Origin of the sequence: Streptomyces sp. NPDC001594 (assembly GCF_042893675.1) — a bacterium.
GTDB lineage: Bacteria > Actinomycetota > Actinomycetes > Streptomycetales > Streptomycetaceae > Streptomyces.
The window spans coordinates 386,871-404,367 of the sequence record NZ_JBIAVB010000003.1 but is presented as its reverse complement, the minus strand read 5'-3'; the positions used below and the strand labels follow the sequence as shown (position 1 = coordinate 404,367).

11 protein-coding genes are annotated in these 17,497 nt (G+C 71.9%); 6 read left to right on the top strand and 5 right to left on the bottom strand.

Features of this window, described 5'->3' with window-relative positions; all coding sequences use genetic code 11:
- Positions 1–12 precede the first annotated feature (12 nt).
- On the top strand, positions 13–1,392 hold the full coding sequence (locus ACFY0O_RS08135) for a protein kinase (protein ID WP_388944161.1): 1,380 nt from the start codon (positions 13–15) through the stop codon (positions 1,390–1,392).
- 52 nt (positions 1,393–1,444) lie between these two features.
- On the opposite strand, the gene aceE is transcribed toward ACFY0O_RS08135, so the two are convergent.
- The 5 genes from aceE to ACFY0O_RS08110 form a co-directional block, all read right to left on the bottom strand.
- Complete coding sequence (gene aceE / locus ACFY0O_RS08130; RefSeq protein ID WP_388944159.1) at positions 1,445–4,126, bottom strand: pyruvate dehydrogenase (acetyl-transferring), homodimeric type; 2,682 nt, start codon at positions 4,124–4,126, stop codon at positions 1,445–1,447.
- 279 nt (positions 4,127–4,405) lie between these two features.
- Positions 4,406–5,032 carry a GntR family transcriptional regulator gene (locus ACFY0O_RS08125; protein WP_388944546.1) on the bottom strand — a complete coding sequence of 209 codons (627 nt, stop codon included), beginning with the start codon at positions 5,030–5,032 and terminating at the stop codon, positions 4,406–4,408.
- Between the two features lie 212 nt (positions 5,033–5,244).
- A complete protein-coding gene (sucB, locus tag ACFY0O_RS08120) occupies positions 5,245–7,002 on the bottom strand; it encodes a 2-oxoglutarate dehydrogenase, E2 component, dihydrolipoamide succinyltransferase (protein WP_388944157.1) in 1,758 nt (585 codons plus the stop codon).
- 57 nt (positions 7,003–7,059) lie between these two features.
- Complete coding sequence (lpdA, locus tag ACFY0O_RS08115; protein WP_079426331.1) at positions 7,060–8,448, bottom strand: dihydrolipoyl dehydrogenase; 1,389 nt, start codon at positions 8,446–8,448, stop codon at positions 7,060–7,062.
- Positions 8,449–8,790: 342 nt separating this feature from the next.
- Positions 8,791–10,320 carry a leucyl aminopeptidase gene (locus ACFY0O_RS08110; RefSeq protein WP_388944154.1) on the bottom strand — a complete coding sequence of 510 codons (1,530 nt, stop codon included), beginning with the start codon at positions 10,318–10,320 and terminating at the stop codon, positions 8,791–8,793.
- Positions 10,321–10,677: 357 nt separating this feature from the next.
- Here ACFY0O_RS08110 and ACFY0O_RS08105 point away from each other — a divergent pair, with 357 nt between their 5' ends.
- The 5 genes from ACFY0O_RS08105 (at position 10,678) to ACFY0O_RS08085 (ending at position 17,482) form a co-directional block, all read left to right on the top strand.
- Positions 10,678–12,714: a hypothetical protein gene (locus ACFY0O_RS08105; protein ID WP_388944151.1), complete on the top strand. Its 2,037-nt coding sequence runs from the start codon at positions 10,678–10,680 to the stop codon at positions 12,712–12,714.
- A gap of 139 nt (positions 12,715–12,853) precedes the next feature.
- The gene (pelF, locus tag ACFY0O_RS08100) at positions 12,854–14,383 is read left to right on the top strand and encodes a GT4 family glycosyltransferase PelF (RefSeq protein ID WP_388944148.1); all 1,530 of its coding nucleotides are present in this window, start codon (positions 12,854–12,856) and stop codon (positions 14,381–14,383) included.
- Positions 14,380–15,978, top strand: coding sequence for a hypothetical protein (locus ACFY0O_RS08095; RefSeq protein ID WP_388944145.1), 1,599 nt, complete (start codon positions 14,380–14,382; stop codon positions 15,976–15,978). Before pelF ends, ACFY0O_RS08095 begins: the two co-directional genes overlap by 4 nt.
- Positions 15,975–16,664, top strand: a complete 690-nt coding sequence (locus tag ACFY0O_RS08090) for a spherulation-specific family 4 protein (RefSeq protein ID WP_388944143.1) — start codon at positions 15,975–15,977, stop codon at positions 16,662–16,664. Before ACFY0O_RS08095 ends, ACFY0O_RS08090 begins: the two co-directional genes overlap by 4 nt.
- Positions 16,661–17,482 (top strand): endo alpha-1,4 polygalactosaminidase, encoded by an 822-nt coding sequence (locus ACFY0O_RS08085; protein ID WP_388944141.1) that lies wholly within the window; start codon positions 16,661–16,663, stop codon positions 17,480–17,482. Before ACFY0O_RS08090 ends, ACFY0O_RS08085 begins: the two co-directional genes overlap by 4 nt.
- Positions 17,483–17,497: the final 15 nt, after the last annotated feature.

Here is a 17,497-nt window from a genome sequence, read left to right as displayed (position 1 = left end):
GGAGGGGTACGGATGCAGGGGGAACTGATCGACGGCCGTTACCGGCTGGAGACGCGACTGGGCGGCGGAGGCATGGGCGAGGTCTGGAGCGCCCTCGACACACGGATGCTGCGGCCGGTCGCCGCCAAACTCGTCCACGCCGTGCCGGGCATGGACACGACCCAGGTCGAACACCGCTTCATGCACGAGGTGCGCTCGGCGGCCGCCCTGCCGCACCGGCACACGGTCACGGTCCACGACTGCGGTGAGACCCTGCTCGCGGGCCGCCGCTACCTCTACCTGGTCATGGAGCGCATCGACGGCGAGACCCTCGCGAACCTGTTCCGCGGGCCCACCCCCGTGCCCTGGTACGACGTCGCCCACTGGGGAGGCCAGATCGCGGCCGCCCTGTCCGCCGCCCACAAACTCGGCATCGTCCACCGCGACGTCAAACCGCAGAACGTGATGCTCACCGCCACCGGCGTGATCAAGGTCCTCGACTTCGGCCTCGCCAAGTTCCTCGGCGAGACCCTGCGCGTGGCCGACCTCACCGTCACCGGAACCGCCATGGGCACCTTCGCGTACATGTCCCCCGAACAGTGCCGGGGCGACTCCGGCATCGACCACCGGGCCGACCTCTACAGCTTGGGCTGCCTCCTCTACGAAGGCCTGGCGGGCCACCCGCCCTTCACCAACGCCGCCCCGCACGCCCTGCTCTACCAGCAGGTCCACGAACAGCCCCGCCCCCTGCCCGCGGGCCGGGCCCCCGCCGGCCTGACCGACCTGGTCATGCACCTCCTGGCCAAGGACCCGGCCCACCGCCCGCCGGACGCGGCCACCGTCGTACGCGAGGTGGACCGCCTCCTGGCCGCCCACCGCCGGCCCCCGCACCAGCCGCCCGCACCCGCGCCGGGCGGCGCCACCGAGCTGGACCGGCTGCGGGCCGAGGCCGAGCGCGAGATCGCGGAACTGCGGGAGCGGGCCACACGCGACGTGATGGCCGTCCGCGCGGCCGCGCAGCAACACGCGGCCGCCAGACGGCAGGAGGCCGACGAACTCTTCGAGGAGACCCGCAACAAGGCCGCCCAGGCCGCCTCGGACTTCGAGACCGCCCTGGCCAGACGCCGCGAGCAGTCCGAGCGGGACATCGCCCTGCGCCAGGCCAGGGCCGAAAAGCGCCTCGCCGAGATCGAGCACCGCGCCGAGCAGCTGCGCCTGGAGGCCGAGGAGCTCCGTACCGAGACCGAGCGCCGGGCCCGCCAGACGCTCGAGACCGCACAGGGCCAGGCCGTCGACATCCTGGCCGACGCCAACGCCAAGGCCGAACGGATCCGCGCGATGCTGGCGCAGCTGACCGGCGCGGAGCCCACCCCGCCGGACCGGGAGCTGCCCAGGCAGCAGAGCAAAGGCTGAGGCGGCCCGCCCCCGAAGGGACGGGCCGCCTCACGGTCGGACGGGCCGGGGCCTACAGGCCGTAGCGCTCCCGGGCCTCCTTGACGGCCGACGCCGGGACCTCGCCGCGGCGGGCGAGCTGGGCCAGGGCGGCGACCACGATGGACTGCGCGTCGACGCCGAAGTGGCGGCGGGCGCCCTCACGGGTGTCGGAGAGGCCGAAGCCGTCCGTGCCCAGCGAGGTGTAGTCCTGCGGGACCCACTGGCTGATCTGGTCCGGGACCTGGCGCATCCAGTCGGAGACGGCCAGGACCGGGCCCGGGGCACCCTCCAGCACGCGGGTGACGTACGGGGTGCGCTCCTCGCCGCGCAGCAGGGCCTCGTCGCACTCCAGCGCGTCGCGGCGCAGCTCGCCCCAGGAGGTGGCGGACCACACGTCGGCGGCCACGTTCCAGTCGGCGGCCAGCAGCCGCTGCGCCTCCAGGACCCAGTGGATCGCCGTACCCGAGGCCATGAGCTGGATCTTCGGGGCGTCGGCGGCCGGGGCGGCCTCCAGGGCGGCGGCCGTGTTGAAGCGGTACAGGCCCTTGAGGATGCCCTCCTCCACGCCCTCGGGCATGGCCGGCTGCACCTTCGGCTCGTTGTAGACCGTCAGGTAGTAGAAGACGTCTTCCGGCTTCTCGCCGTACATCCGGCGCAGACCGTCCTTGACGATCACCGCGATCTCGTACGCGAACGCCGGGTCGTAGTTGAGCGACGCCGGGTTCGTGGACGCGATCAGGTGCGAGTGGCCGTCCGCGTGCTGGAGGCCCTCACCGGTCAGGGTGGTGCGGCCGGCCGTGGCGCCGACGATGAAGCCCTTGCCGAGCTGGTCGGCGAGCTGCCACATCTGGTCGGCGGTGCGCTGCCAGCCGAACATCGAGTAGAAGATGTAGAACGGGATCATCGGCTCGCCGTGCGTCGCGTACGACGTGCAGGCGGCGATGAAGTCGGCCATGGCGCCGGCCTCGGTGATCCCCTCGTTGAGGATCTGGCCGTCCTTGGCCTCCTTGTAGTACATCAGCTGGTCGCGGTCGACCGGCTCGTACGTCTGGCCCAGCGGCGAGTAGATGCCGGCCGACGGGAAGAGGGACTCCATACCGAAGGTACGGGCCTCGTCGGGGACGATCGGCACCCAGCGCTTGCCGGTCTCCTTGTCCCGCATCAGGTCCTTGACGAGGCGGACGAAGGCCATGGTGGTGGCCATCTCCTGCTTGCCGGAGCCCTTGATGAGCGGGGCGAAGGAGCGGTCGGCCGGAGCCGGCAGGGCCACGTGGTGGACCTTGCGGGCCGGGGCGGGGCCGCCGAGGGCCGCGCGGCGCTCGTGCAGGTACCGCACCTCGGGGCTGTCGGCGCCCGGGTGGCCGTAGGGGACCTTGCCGTCGACGAAGGCGCTGTCCGGGATCGGCAGGCCCAGCAGGTCGCGCATGTCCTTGAACTCGTCGACCGTGAGCTTCTTCATCTGGTGGTTCGCGTTCTTCGACTCGAACCCGGCACCCAGCGTGTGGCCCTTGACGGTCTGCGCCAGGATCACCGTCGGCGCGCCCTTGTGCGCCAGGGCGGCCTTGTACGCGGCGTAGACCTTGCGGGGCTCGTGGCCGCCGCGCGAGCTGTGGAAGCACTCGGCGATCTTCGCGTCGGAGAGCACCCCGGCCAGCTGCACGAGCTCGGCGTTGGCGCCGAAGAAGTGCTGGCGGATGTAGGCCACGTCGCGGGTCGCGTACGTCTGGAACTGCGCGTCCGGTACCTCGCGGATGCGGCGGACCAGCGCGCCGGTGGTGTCGAGCTGGAACAGCTCGTCCCAGGCGGAGCCCCACAGGGTCTTGATGACGTTCCAGCCGGCACCGCGGAACTGGGCCTCCAGCTCCTGGACCACGCGGAAGTTCGCGCGGACCGGGCCGTCGAGGCGCTGCAGGTTGCAGTTGATGACGAACGTGAGGTTGTCGAGCTGCTCGCGGGAGGCGAGGGCCAGGGCGGCGGTCGACTCGGGCTCGTCCATCTCGCCGTCGCCGAGGAAGGCCCAGACGTGCGAGTTGGCGGTGTCCTTGATGTTCCGGTTCTGCAGGTAGCGGTTGAAGCGCGCCTGGTAGATCGCGGAGAGCGGGCCGAGGCCCATGGAGACCGTGGGGAACTCCCACAGCCACGGCAGGCGCCGCGGGTGCGGGTAGGACGGCAGGCCGTTGCCGCCGGACTCCTGGCGGAAGTTGTCGAGCTGCTGCTCGGAGATGCGCCCGTCGAGGAAGGCGCGGGCGTAGATGCCGGGGGAGGCGTGGCCCTGGATGTAGAGCTGGTCGCCCGATCCGTCGGCCTCCTTCCCGCGGAAGAAGTGCTGGAAGCCGGTCTCGTAGAGCCAGGCCGCCGAGGCGAAGGTGGCGATGTGGCCGCCGACGCCGTACTTGGAGCCGCGGGTCACCATGGCGGCCGCGTTCCAGCGGTTCCAGGCGGTGATCTTGGCTTCCAGCTCCTCGTCGCCCGGGAACTCGGGCTCGGCGGAGGTGGGGATGGTGTTGACGTAGTCCGTCTCCAGCAGCTTCGGCAGGGCCAGGCCGGCGGCCTCGGCGTGCTGGAGCGTGCGGCGGAGCAGGTATTCGGCGCGGCGCGTACCGGCGGCCTTGGCGACGGCGTCGAGGGAGGCCGCCCATTCGGCGGTCTCTTCGGTGTCGCGGTCCGGGAGCTGGTCGAGCTCGCTCGGAAGCTTTCCTACGGGGTCGGACATCGGTGTGCGCCGCCTTCCGGACAAAGGAGAGGAGGTGGTGAAGAAAACCCTGACGGGCAGGACAGGGCCGAAGGACCCGGGTTGGGGCCCGCAGTGACTGTAAATCCCTGATCGATGATCGATCAAATAAAAGTGACGAATATTCGACGCTCAGGCGAAAGTCGGCACCGGGTGCCATGAACTCAGGCACGCCGTGCCGGTTTCATCAGTACACGCCAAAGCGCTGGCGATTCCCTGGAGGATCCCTCAAAACCGCAGGTCAGAGAGGGGTCCGTGGGGTCAGGCGCTGCGCGGGGCGCAGCCCAGCACGTGCCGCTTCACCAGCACCCCGATGTCCGGGTCCTGACCGCGGAAGGCCGCGACGAGGGCCTCGTGCTCCTCGGCGTACGACTTCTGGACGGTTCCCAGCCACCGGATCGACAGGGCCGTGAAGACCTCGATCCCCAGGCTCTCCCAGGTGTGCAGCAGCACGCTGTTCCCGGCCGCCCGCACCAGCTCCCGGTGGAACCCCACCGTGTGCCGCACCTGCGCCGTGCCGTCCTGGACCCGGTCCGCCTCCCACAGGGCCGCCACGTGCGGCTCCAGCGCCGAGCAGTCGGCCGCCAGCCGGGGCGCCGCCAGCTCGGCCGCGATCTGCTCCAGACCGGCCCGGACGGGGTAGATCTCCTCCAGGTCGGCCGCCGAGAGGTTGCGCACGCGCACGCCCTTGTTCGGGGCCGACTCGATCAGCCGCAGCGTCTCCAGCTCGCGCAGGGCCTCCCGCACGGGCGTCTGGCTGACCTCCAGCTCGACCGCGATCCGCCGCTCGACGATCCGCTCGCCGGGCTTCCAGCGGCCGCTGACGATCCCCTCCACGATGTGCTCGCGGATCTGCTCGCGCAGCGAGTGCACGACGGGTGGGGTGATCATCGGGGTTCAACTCCTGTGTGTGGCGGACACGCGGGGCCTGATGCCTAGACAATAAGGCCGCCGTGGCCTGCTCCGATGCGTTCGTGGTCAGGGACGCAGGGTGAGGCTCGTTACAACGGCGGCCGGGCGGGCCCCACGACGACGGCGCCCCCGCCCGGACGAATCCGGACGGGGGCGCCGTAAGCGGCAGATCCCTGCGCGCCTTGGCCTTACAGGCCGAGCTCGACCTCGAACTCGCCGGCCTCGAGGATCGCCTTCACGGCGGTGAGGTACCGGGCCGCGTCCGCGCCGTCCACCAGGCGGTGGTCGTAGGACAGGGTCAGGTACGTCATGTCGCGGACGCCGATGACGGTGCCCTCCTCGGTCTCGATGACCACGGGGCGCTTGACCGTGGCACCGATGCCCAGGATCGCGACCTGGTTCGGCGGGACGATCACCGTGTCGAACAGCGCACCGCGCGAGCCGGTGTTGCTGATGGTGAAGGTCGCGCCGGACAGCTCGTCCGGGGTGATCTTGTTGCCGCGGACCTTGGCGGCCAGGTCGGCGGTCGCCTTGGAGATGCCCGCCAGGTTGAGGTCACCGGCACCCTTGATGACCGGGGTCATCAGGCCCTTCTCGGAGTCCACGGCGATGCCGATGTTCTCCGAGTCGAAGTAGGTGATGGTGCCCTCGTCCTCGTTGATCCGGGCGTTGACGACCGCGTGGGCCTTCAGCGCCTGGGCAGCGGCCTTGACGAAGAACGGCATCGGGGACAGCTTGACGCCCTCGCGGGCGAGGAAGCCGGCCTTGGCCTTCTCGCGCAGCTTCATGATCTTGGTGATGTCCACCTCGACCACGGAGCTGAGCTGCGCCTGCGAGTGCAGGGCCTTCATCATGTTGTCGCCGATGACCTTGCGCATGCGGGTCATCTTGACCGTCTGACCGCGCAGCTCGGACACCGCGGCCGGAGCCTTGGCGGCGGCCGGAGCGGCAGCGGCGACCGGAGCCGGGGCGGCGGCCTTGGCGGCCTCGGCGGCGGCCAGGACGTCCTGCTTGCGGATACGGCCACCGACACCGGTGCCCGTGACCGTCGCCAGGTTGACGCCGGACTCCGAGGCGAGCTTGCGCACCAGCGGGGTCACGTAGGCGCCCTCGTCACCGGCCGGGGCCGGAGCGGCGGGGGCAGCCGGAGCGACCGGAGCCGGAGCGGCGACCGGAGCCGGGGCGGCCGGGGCCACCGGGGCCGGGGCGGCGACCGGAGCGGCCGGAGCCACCGGGGCCGGAGCGGCGACCGGCGCCGCGGGGGCGGCCGGGGCCGGAGCGGCCGGAGCCGGAGCGGCCGGGGCCGGGGCGGCCGGAGCCGCACCCGCGACGCCGATGACGGCCAGGCGCGCGCCGACCTCGGCGGTCTCGTCCTCGGCGACCAGGATCTCCAGCAGGGTGCCGGAGACCGGCGCGGGGATCTCGGTGTCGACCTTGTCCGTGGAGACCTCGAGCAGCGGCTCGTCGGCCTCGACGGACTCGCCGACCTCCTTCAGCCAGCGGGTGACGGTGCCCTCGGTGACGGACTCGCCCAGGGCGGGGAGCACGACATCGGTGCCGGACGCGGCAGGCGCGGCGGCGGCCGGGGCGGCCGGGGTCTCGGCCGGTGCGGGGGCGGCCGGGGCCTCGGCGGCCGGCGCCTCGGCGACGGGGGCCGGGGCGGCGGCGGGCTCGGCGGCCGGAGCGGCGGCCGGGGCAGCGGCGCCCGAGCCGTCGTCGATGATCGCGAGCTCGGCACCGACCTCGACGGTCTCGTCCTCGGCGACCTTGATGGACGCGAGGATGCCCGAGACGGGGGAGGGGATCTCGGTGTCGACCTTGTCGGTCGAGACCTCGAGCAGCGGCTCGTCGGCCTCGACGCGCTCGCCCTCGGCCTTCAGCCAACGGGTGACAGTGCCCTCGGTGACGCTCTCACCGAGCGCCGGAAGGGTTACGGAAACCGGCATGGTTTCTGTTGCTCCTAACGAAAGTGCGGAAGTGGTCGTCGCGCCCGTGACTGTGGATTAGTCGTGTGCGTGAAGCGGCTTGCCGGCCAGGGCCAGGTGGGCCTCGCCGAGGGCCTCGTTCTGGGTCGGGTGCGCGTGGATGAGCTGCGCGACCTCGGCCGGCAGGGCTTCCCAGTTGTAGATCAGCTGGGCTTCGCCGACCTGCTCGCCCATCCGGTCACCGACCATGTGGACGCCGACCACGGCACCGTCCTTGACCTGGACGAGCTTGATCTCGCCCGCGGTCTTGAGGATCTTGCTCTTGCCGTTGCCCGCCAGGTTGTACTTCAGGGCGACGACCTTGTCCGCGCCGTAGATCTCCTTGGCCTTGGCCTCGGTGATGCCGACGGAGGCGACCTCGGGGTGGCAGTACGTGACGCGCGGGACGCCGTCGTAGTCGATCGGGACGGTCTTGAGACCGGCCAGGCGCTCCGCGACCAGGATGCCCTCGGCGAAGCCGACGTGCGCGAGCTGGAGGGTCGGGACCAGGTCGCCGACGGCGGAGATGGTCGGCACGTTGGTGCGCATGTACTCGTCGACCAGGACGTAGCCGCGGTCCATCGCGACGCCCTGCTCCTCGTAGCCGAGGCCCTGGGAGACCGGGCCGCGGCCGATGGCGACCAGCAGCACCTCGGCCTCGAAGGTCTTGCCGTCGGCCAGGGTCACGCGGACGCCCGACTCGGTGTACTCGGCCTTCTGGAAGAAGGTGCCGAGGTTGAACTTGATGCCGCGCTTGCGGAAGGCGCGCTCCAGGATCTTGGAGCTGTTCTCGTCCTCGACCGGGACGAGGTGCTTGAGGCCCTCGATGACGGTGACGTCGGTGCCGAAGGACTTCCACGCCGAGGCGAACTCGACGCCGATGACGCCGCCGCCCAGGATGATCGCGGACTGGGGCACGCGGTCCAGGACCAGCGCGTGGTCCGAGGAGATGATGCGGTTGCCGTCGATGTCCAGGCCGGGCAGGGACTTCGGCACGGAGCCGGTCGCCAGCAGGACGTGGCGGCCCTGGACGCGCTGGCCGTTGACGTCGACGGACGTCGGCGAGGAGAGGCGGCCCTCACCCTCGATGTAGGTCACCTTGCGGGAGGCGACCAGGCCCTGCAGACCCTTGTACAGGCCGGCGATGACCTCGTCCTTGTACTTGTGCACACCGGCGATGTCGATGCCCTCGAAAGAGGCCTTGACACCGAACTGTCCGGCTTCGCGCGCCTGGTCGGCGACCTCACCGGCGTGCAGCAGAGCCTTCGTGGGGATGCAGCCGTTGTGCAGGCAGGTGCCGCCGAGCTTGTTCTTCTCGATCAGCGCAACGTCGAGACCCAGCTGGGATGCGCGGAGTGCCGCGGCGTAGCCGCCACTGCCACCGCCGAGGATCACTAGGTCGAAAACGGTGCTGGCGTCGTTCGCCACGTCACGTCCTCCATGCATGTGCGCCGGGCACCGGTCCTCTGTGACCGGGCGGCGGCTGGTAATCGGCCGCTTGTTTCTTCGGCCCTGTGGTGGGGGCCCTGTCCTGCCGAGAACCCATCTTCGCATTTGTCGGGGGAACGCGGGACGCCGGGCCCCGGGTGTGGACCGTCGTTCTGCCCGAAGTCCGGGTTACCCGGGCGTAGAAACCTACCGATCCTCAAGATTTCTTCCAGAGCGAACACGCCCCGGGTCCGAGGTCTCGGTCCCGGGGCGTGGTGCCCGTCACGGAGCGCGTCCCACCAGGTGGAACGCGCTCCGCGGGAGGACGGCGGAGGGGGCGGGTCAGCCCAGGTCGCCGGTGGCGGTGCGCTCGGCCAGGCGCACCAGGGTGCGGACGGCGGAGCCGGTGCCGCCCTTCGGGGTGTAGCCGTACGGGGCGCCCTCGTGGAAGGCGGGGCCCGCGATGTCGAGGTGGGCCCAGGTGATGCCCTCGGCGACGAACTCCTGGAGGAAGAGGCCGGCCACCAGGCCGCCGCCCATGCGGACGCCCATGTTGGCGATGTCGGCCGTGGGGGAGTCCATGGTCTTGCGCAGGTCCTCGGGGAGCGGCATCGGCCAGGACGACTCGCCGACCTCCTCGGCGATCTCGTGGATCGAGGTCCGGAAGGCGTCGTCGTTGGCCATGATGCCGAAGGTGCGGTCGCCCAGGGCCAGCACCATGGCGCCGGTCAGGGTGGCCACGTCGACGATCGCGTCCGGGTTCTCCTCGGAGGCCTTCGTCAGGGCGTCGCCCAGGACCAGGCGGCCCTCGGCGTCCGTGTTCAGGACCTCGACGGTCTTGCCGCTGTACATGCGCAGCACGTCGCCGGGGCGGGTGGCGGAGCCGGACGGCATGTTCTCGGCGAGGGCGAGCCAGCCGGTGACGTTGACCTTGAGGCCCAGCTTGGCGGCGGCGACGACCGAGGAGAACACGGCGGCCGCGCCCGACATGTCGCACTTCATGGTCTCGTTGTGGCCGGCCGGCTTGAGGGAGATGCCGCCCGAGTCGTACGTGATGCCCTTGCCGACGAAGGCGAGGTGCTTCTCCGCCTCGGGGTGGGTGTAGGCGATCTTCACCAGGCGCGGCGGGTTCTCGGAGCCCTTGCCGACGCCCATGATGCCGCCGTAGCCGCCCTTGACCAGCGCCTTCTCGTCGAGGACCTGGGCCTTGAGGCCGAGCTCCTTGGCGGTCGCCGCGGCGATCGCGGCGAAGGCGGCGGGGGTGAGGTCGTTCGGCGGGGTGTTGATCAGGTCGCGGGCGACGTTGACCTCGGCGGCGACGACGGTCGCGCGCTCGGCGGCGGCCTTGTGCTCCTTGTCGCGCGGCTTGGCGCCGAGCAGGGCCACCTCGGCCAGCGGCTGCTTCGGACCACCGTTCTTCGCGGCCTTCTTCTCGCCCCCCTGGTACGCGGTGAAGGCGTACGCGCCCAGCAGCGCGCCCTCGGCCACGGCGGTGACGGCGGAGGCGTCTTCCAGGGGGAGGGCGAAGGCGGCCTTCTTCGAGCCGTGCAGGGCGCGGGCGGCGGAGCCGGCGGCGCGGCGCAGGGCCTCCTCGTCGAAGGACTCGTCCAGCTCGGGCGCGGAGCCCAGGCCGACCGCCAGCACGACCGGGGCCTTGAGGCCGGCCGGGGAGGGCAGCTTCGTGATCTCGCCTTCGGCGCCGGAGGCGCCGAGCGCGTCGAGCACGGCGGCGAGCTTTCCGTCGAACGCCGTGTCCACGGCCTCCGCGCCGGCGGCCACGACGAGCCCCTTCGGGCCCTTCGCCACGCCGACCACGAGGGCGTCGGCGCGCAGCGTCGCCGCGCCGGCAGTGCTGAGAGTCAGAGCAGTCACGGTGGTGAAGTCTCGCTTCCGTTTGTGTTATATGGGCGCTTCTGTCGCGTCGGGGTCGCCGGCCGCTCCGCAGCGATCGTATTCGGGCGCGACGGCCGCCGGAAACGAGCCTACGCGCCACCTGTCATCCGTACGTCACTCGAAGGTTTGTCAAGTTGTTCGACAGCCGGGCCGTCAGGTTCACCCATCTGTGGACTCTGCTCCAGGTTTGCCGCCTAGACCTGACGAGGTCCGCGAGGATCGAGCCACTCTCGCAAGAGGACGCGGGGTCCTTTTGCATGATTTCCACAGAGCCTCCCCGGCCCGGCCGACCGCCACGGGCCGCGCCGAGGGACGCCTGCGGGGGGAAAGGCCGAAATGGTCAACAAGAACCGGATGAACAGGGCCGCGGCAGCCATGGGCGTAGCGGCGCTGATGTCGGTTGCCGTACCCGCCACGACCGCCCACGCGGCGACCGTGGCACCGCGGATCGACCTGAAGGTGCTGGTCGTCGACGACGGCGGCAGCTCGGTCGGGGCGATCACCGCGGAACTCCGCGACACCGGGGTCCCGTTCACGCGCATCGACCTGGGCAGCGCGAGCCGTCCGAAGATCGACGCCGCGTTCCTCAGCGACACCGTCAGCGGCCGGCCGCGCGCCAAGTACCAGGGCGTCGTCCTGCCGAACGAGAACCCCTTCGGCACCGGCTCCGCCGAGATGGCCGCGCTCACCGCGTACGAGACCGCGTACGGGATCCGCCAGGTGGACGCCTACACCTGGGCGCACCCCGAGGTCGGCCTGGAGTACACCGACAACGGCGGCTACGCCGGCACCCTCGACGGCACCCAGGCCGCCGTCACCGCCGCCGGCAAGGCGGGCCCGTTCGGCTACCTCGGCGGTCAAGTGGCCTTCGAGGACAACTCCGCCCTCATTCCGGAGAGCTACGGGTTCATCGCCAAGCCGATGGCCGGCTACACCAGCCTCGTCGACGCCCCCGTCGGCTCCGGACGCGGCTCGCTCGTCGGCGAGTACACCCACGACGGACGCAGCGAACTCGTCGTCACCTTCGGCTACAACCAGTACCAGCAGCAGTTCCGGCTGCTGGCCCGCGGCCTCGTCGAGTGGCTCACCCAGGGCGTCCACCTCGGTCAGGAGCGCAACTACTTCGCCGTCCACGTCGACGACGTCTTCGCCCCGGACGCCCGCTGGGACAAGAGCCTCAACTGCACCCCCGGCGACTACGCCTGCGCGGGCGGCGAGGGCAAGGAGTCCACGATCCGCATGACCGCCGCCGACGCCCAGTACCTGGCGCAGTGGCAGACCTCCAAGGACTTCAAGCTGGACCTGCTCTTCAACGCGGGCGCCGGCGAGGAGTGGAAGGCTGAGAACTCGGCGAATGGCGGCACCGACGCCCTCACCGCCCAGCTGCTCGCCGACAAGGCCAAGTACCGCTGGATGAACCACACCTACACCCACCTCTTCCTCGGCTGCACCCAGGACGTCAGCGTCAGCCCCTGGACCTGCACCAAGAACGCCCAGGGCCAGACCAACTGGATGAGCCGGGCCGACATCTCCGCCCAGATCCGCGACAACAACAACTGGGCCGCCTCCAAGGGTCTCACCACCGACCGCACCGAGCTGGTCACCGGCGAGCACTCCGGCCTCAAGACCCTCCCGCAGCAGCCCCAGGACAACCCCAACCTGGCCGGCGCCCTCGCCGACAACGGCGTCAAGTGGGCCGGCAGCGACAACTCCCGCGAGCCCGACCAGCGGGCCGTCGGCGCCGCCCTCACCGTCCCCCGCTACCCGATGAACGTGTACTACAACACGGGCACCAACGCGGAGATGGCCGACGAGTACAACTGGATCTACACCAGCCGCGCCGACGGCGGCAGCGGCCTGTGCGAGGACAACCCCACGACCTCCACCTGCCTGCCGGCCCCGCTCGACACCGGCACCGGCTTCCTGGACTACATCGTCCCCGCCGAGGCCAAGACCGCCCTGCGCCACGTCCTCGCCAACGACCCCAAGCCGCACTACGTCCACCAGTCCAACCTCGCCGAGGACCGCACGCTCTACCCCGTGCTCAACCAGGTCCTCGACACCTACCGCTCCCTCTACGCGGCCAGCGCCCCCATCGTCAACCAGAGCATGAAGGCCACCGGAGTCGAGCTCCAGCGCCGCGCCGCCTGGAACAAGGCCGTCGACGCCGGCCAGGTCACCGCCTACCGCATCGGCAAGGACGTCACCGTCAAGGCGCCCTCCGGCGTCCTCGCCCCGGTCACCGCCCCCAACGGCACCAAGAAGCAGCTCCTGCTCGGCACCGCCGACTTCGGCACCGCCTACGCCGGTACCCGCTCCACCTGGACCGGTCCCGAACTGCTCCAGTCGGCGGTCACCCTCCACCTGCTCTGAGCCGCCCGCTCCCGCCCGCCCCGGCCACGGGGCGGGCCCGGAGCCCCGCGGTCACACCCGCTCCACCCGGCAGTACCCAGCGCCGGCGTCCGCCCACCACGGGCGCCGGCCCCTTTTCAGTCCTGGGGGGACTCAGCACATGAGCCATGGGCGTCATGTCACCATGCTCACCGAAGGCACCTACCCGCACGTCCACGGGGGCGTCAGCACCTGGTGCGACCAACTGGTACGCGGCATGCCGGAAGTCGACTTCAACGTCATAGCCCTGACCGGCTCCGGACGCGAGCCGGTCACCTGGGAGCTGCCGCGCAACGTCTACCGGCACACCGCCGTCCCGCTCTGGGGCCCACCGCCCCCCAAAGCCCGCCGCACCACCCTCCGCGGCAAGGCCCACCGCCGCTTCACCGAGGTCTACGAAACCTTCCTGCTCTCCCTGATCCACCCCGAGCACGGCGGATTCTCCGAGGCCCTGGCCGAACTGGCCCGCCTCGCCCGCGCCGGCCGGCTCGCCCCGGCCCTGCGCTCCGAACCCGCCCTGCGCCTGCTGATGGACGTGTGGACCCGCCCCGGCCTGGCCACCGCCGCCGCCGACCCCACCGTCCACGACGCGCTCACCGCCACCGACCTGCTCGAACACGCCCTGCGCCCGCTCGCCGTGCGGATCCCGCCCGACAGCGTCGCCCACGCCGTCAGCAGCGGCCTCGCCACCCTCCCCGCCCTCGCCGCCAAACACCTCGACGGGGTCCCCTTCCTCCTCACCGAACACGGCATCTACCTGCGCGAGCGCTACCTCGGCTACCGCACCGCCGCCCAGCGCTGGCCCGTCAAGGCCCTGGTGCTCGGCTTCTACCGGGAGCTGAACTCCGAGGGCTACCGCCAGGCCGACCTCATCACCCCCTGCAACCAGTACAACCGCCGCTGGGAGGAACGCGGAGGAGCCGACTCCGAACGGATCCGCACCGTCTACAACGGCGTCGACCCCCACGTCTTCCCCGAGGCCGGCCCCGAACCCGAGGTGCCCACCCTCAGCTGGTGCGGCCGCATCGACCCGATCAAGGACCTCGAAACCCTCATCCGCGCCTACGCGTTCATGCGCGAGGAACTCCCCGCCCTGCGGCTGCGCCTCTTCGGCCCGGTCCCGGCCGGCTGCGAGGAGTACAAGCTCCGCCTGGAGAAGCTCGCCGCCGAACTCGGCGTCGCCGACGGCATCACCTGGGAGGGCCGGATCACCGAGGTCGCCAAGGCCTACGCCGCCGGCAGCGTCGTCATGCTCTCCAGCATCAGCGAAGGCTTCCCCTTCAGCATCATCGAAGCCATGTCCTGCGGCCGCACCACCGTCTCCACCGACGTCGGCGGCGTCCGCGAAGCCGTCGCCGACACCGGCCTCGTCGTCCCGCCCCGCGAACCCGAGACCATGGCCCGCGCCACCCTCGCCCTGCTCCGCGACGACGCACGCCGCGCCGAACTCGGCCGCACGGCCCGCAAACGGGTCGTCGAGAAGTTCACCCTCCACCAGTCCGTGGACGGCTTCCGCCACATCTACCGCGGCCTCTCCGACCAACAGCGGGCCGGCCGGCCCGTCCTGCCCGTCCACCCCGGCGACCCGTGGACCCCGCGCCTCGCCGACCCCTGGTACAAGGAGCTCGCGGCCGACGGGAGCGTGTGGTGAGCGGATCCCTCTGGCTCAAGCCGCCCGGCCCCGAAGGCTCCTGGGTCCCCGTCGGCCACGCGGGCTCCGCCCGCCGCCCCCGTCCCGGCGCCGCCGCGGGCGCCACGGACACCCTGCCCGTCCTCCCCCGCCCGGGGGAGGCGCCGGGCGCCGACCCCATGGACGAACTCGCCGGACGACTCGACGACTTCGTCGCCGCCGCCGTCCACCCCGACGAGATCGCCGCCGTCCTCGAATCCGACGGCATGACCGACGAGTACATCCGCCTCACCTACGGCCGCCCCGACTCCTTCGCCCTCGCCGAGGAGCTCTACGCCCGCGTCCCCCGCTCCTACCCAGAGCCCGACGCCCTCCCCGACCCCTGGAAGGTCTCCCTCACCGCCTGCCTGCTGCGCGGACTGATCTTCGCCCTGCCCGGCCTGGCCTACCTCCTCGGCGAACCCCTCCTCGAAGGCCCGCCCGACCGGCTCGGCCTGCCCGCCGGCACCCTCACCCTGCTCGCCGGCGCCCTCGTCGGCTGGATCTGGGACCAGACCCTCTCCCACCGCGCCTACACCTGGCTCGGCCTCGGCGACCGCGCCGCCGCCGGACGCACCCTCCTCGTCGGCGCCCCCGCCGGCGCCCTCCTCGGCACCGCCGCCGCCTTCGCCGTACCCGGCGGGCCCCCGTTCTCCTACGCCTTCGCCGCCGGACAGGCCCTCTACGTCGGGGCCGCCACCGTCCTGCTCGTCCTGCGCCGCGAACGCCTGCTGCTCACCGCCCTCGCCCCCATGGCCGCCGGATCGGTACTCGCCCTGTTCACCGACCCGCCCGTGCCCCTGCGGGTGGCCCTGCTGCTGGTCTCCCTGACGGCCGCGTGCGCCCTGGCCCTGCGGGAGCTGCCGCTCGCCGAAGGGGCACGGGCCGCGGTGCGCAGGATCAGGCACCGGACGCAGCCCCACCCGGGCGAAGGGGGCGCCGTGCGCTGGCGGATGCTGCGCGGCGCCGAGGAGGACCACACCCGGCGCGGACCCCGCATCGCGGACTCGGTGCCCTACGGGGTGTTCGGCCTCGGGACCGGCCTGCTCGTGCTGTACGCCGCCCTGGGGGAGGTGCTCACCGGCGGCCCCGCCGAAGCCGTCGCGGCCCCCTCGGCGGTGGCCCTCACCCTCAGCATGGGCCCCGCCGAATGGCTCCTGCACCGCTTCCGCAGCGGCAGCCTCGCCGGGCTGCGCGCGGCCCGCTCGCCCCGGGCGTTCCGGCGGCGGATGCTCGTCACCCTGGGCCGCTGCCTCGCCGTGTACCTCGGGGTGCTGCTCCTGCTCGGCACCGCCGGAACCCTGCTGTGGCCCCACGCCCCGGGTCTGACCTGGGACCGCGTCGCCACCCTGCTGCTGCTCGGCGCCGTGATGTGGACCGGGCTGCTCCTGCAGTCCTTCGGCGCCGTCCGCCCCGCCGCCGTGGTCTGCGCCGCCGCGGCCGCCGCCCAGAGCCTGGCCCTGCTGGCCGGGGCCGGCCGGCCCCGGCTCGTCCAGCTGGGCGTGGCCGGCGTGGCGGCGGCCGTGCTGTCCGTCCTGGTCTGCCTGCTCCTCGGCCGTGCGACGGCCCACCGATGAGCCCGCACCACGAAGAGGCCCCCGTGCTCCCCATGCTCATGGTTCCGCTCTACGAGCATCCCGCCGACCGGCCCGAGGCGTGGGAACGGCTCATCGCCTCCGCCGGCCGGCTGCACTCCGTCGTCCTCAACCCCGCCAGCGGACCGGGCGAGGCCCCCGACGAGCGGTTCGCCGACGTCGCCGCCCGGCTGCGGAACGCCGGCGTGCCCGTCCTCGGCTACACCGACACCGACTACGGGCGCCGGCCCCACGCCGACGTCGTCCAGGACCTGCTGCGCCACCGCGACTGGTACGCCGCCGACGGCGCCTTCCTCGACCAGGCCGCCTCCGGCCCCGAACTGCTGCCCCACTACGGCCGCCTCGCCATCGCAGCCCGCGCGGCCGGGGCCCGTACGCTCGTCCTCAACCACGGCGTCCACCCGCACCCCGGCTACGCCGCCCTCGCCGACCTCCTCGTCACCTTCGAGGGCCCCTGGGACGCCTACCGAGACGGCGCCGCCACCCCGCCCCCCTGGACCGCCGACCACCCCGCCGACCGCTTCTGCCACCTGGTCTACGCCGTCCCGCCGAACGCCCCGACCGCCGAACTCGCCGCCGAACGGCACGCGGGCGTCCACTGCGCCGTCCCCGGCACCGGCGCCCACCCGTGGGGGAGCCTCCCGCACACCTTGGAGACCGCCGGATGAAGCGTTTCACCGCGCTGGCGGTCACCGGCCTGCTCCTGCTCACGGCCGCCTGCACGGCGGGCCCGGACGACGGCGACGACGACGAGACCCCGACCCCGGACACCTCCCAGACCCCGGGGGGCCGCTGGCAGCCCCGGCCGGGGACGGCCTGGCAGTGGCAGCTGAGTGGGAAGCTGGACACCTCGGTGAAGGTGCCGGTGTACGACGTGGACGGCTTCAACACGACGAAGGACCAGGTGGCCGACCTGAAGGCGGCAGGCCGCCGAACCATCTGCTACATCTCCACGGGCGCCTGGGAGGACTTCCGCCCCGACGCCGACGCCTTCCCCCGATCCCTCCTGGGCGAGGGCAACGGCTGGAAGGGCGAACGCTGGCTGGACATCCGCCAGACGACGGCCCTGGAACCCCTGATGGCGAAGCGCTTCGACATGTGCCGCGAGAAGGGCTTCGACGCGGTCGAACCGGACAACATGGACGGCTACAAGAACAAAACGGGCTTCCCCCTCACGGCGGACCACCAGCTCACCTACAACCGCCTGATCGCCCGCCTGGCCCACGACAGGGGCATGTCGGTCGGCCTGAAGAACGACCTGGACCAAATCCCTGCGCTGGTAGCCGATTTCGACTTCGCGGTGAACGAACAGTGCGCCCAGTACGAGGAGTGCGACAGCCTGACCCCCTTCATCAAGGCGAACAAAGCGGTCTTCCACGTCGAATACGAGGTCCCGACCAGTGACTTCTGCGACCGCTCACGAGAACTGAAACTGAGCTCGATGGAAAAGAAATACGAACTGGGCCCCTGGCGCAAACCCTGCTGACGGGCCCGGGGCCGG

Excerpts from the sequence above, each read along its gene's own strand:
- ACFY0O_RS08135 (WP_388944161.1), top strand. The coding sequence starts at position 13 with ATGCAGGGGGAACTGATCGACGGCCGTTACCGGCTGGAGACGCGACTG.
- aceE (WP_388944159.1), bottom strand. The coding sequence starts at position 4,126 with ATGTCCGACCCCGTAGGAAAGCTTCCGAGCGAGCTCGACCAGCTCCCG.
- sucB (WP_388944157.1), bottom strand. The coding sequence starts at position 7,002 with ATGCCGGTTTCCGTAACCCTTCCGGCGCTCGGTGAGAGCGTCACCGAG.
- ACFY0O_RS08105 (WP_388944151.1), top strand. The coding sequence starts at position 10,678 with ATGGTCAACAAGAACCGGATGAACAGGGCCGCGGCAGCCATGGGCGTA.
- pelF (WP_388944148.1), top strand. The coding sequence starts at position 12,854 with ATGAGCCATGGGCGTCATGTCACCATGCTCACCGAAGGCACCTACCCG.
- ACFY0O_RS08090 (WP_388944143.1), top strand. The coding sequence starts at position 15,975 with ATGAGCCCGCACCACGAAGAGGCCCCCGTGCTCCCCATGCTCATGGTT.
- ACFY0O_RS08085 (WP_388944141.1), top strand. The coding sequence starts at position 16,661 with ATGAAGCGTTTCACCGCGCTGGCGGTCACCGGCCTGCTCCTGCTCACG.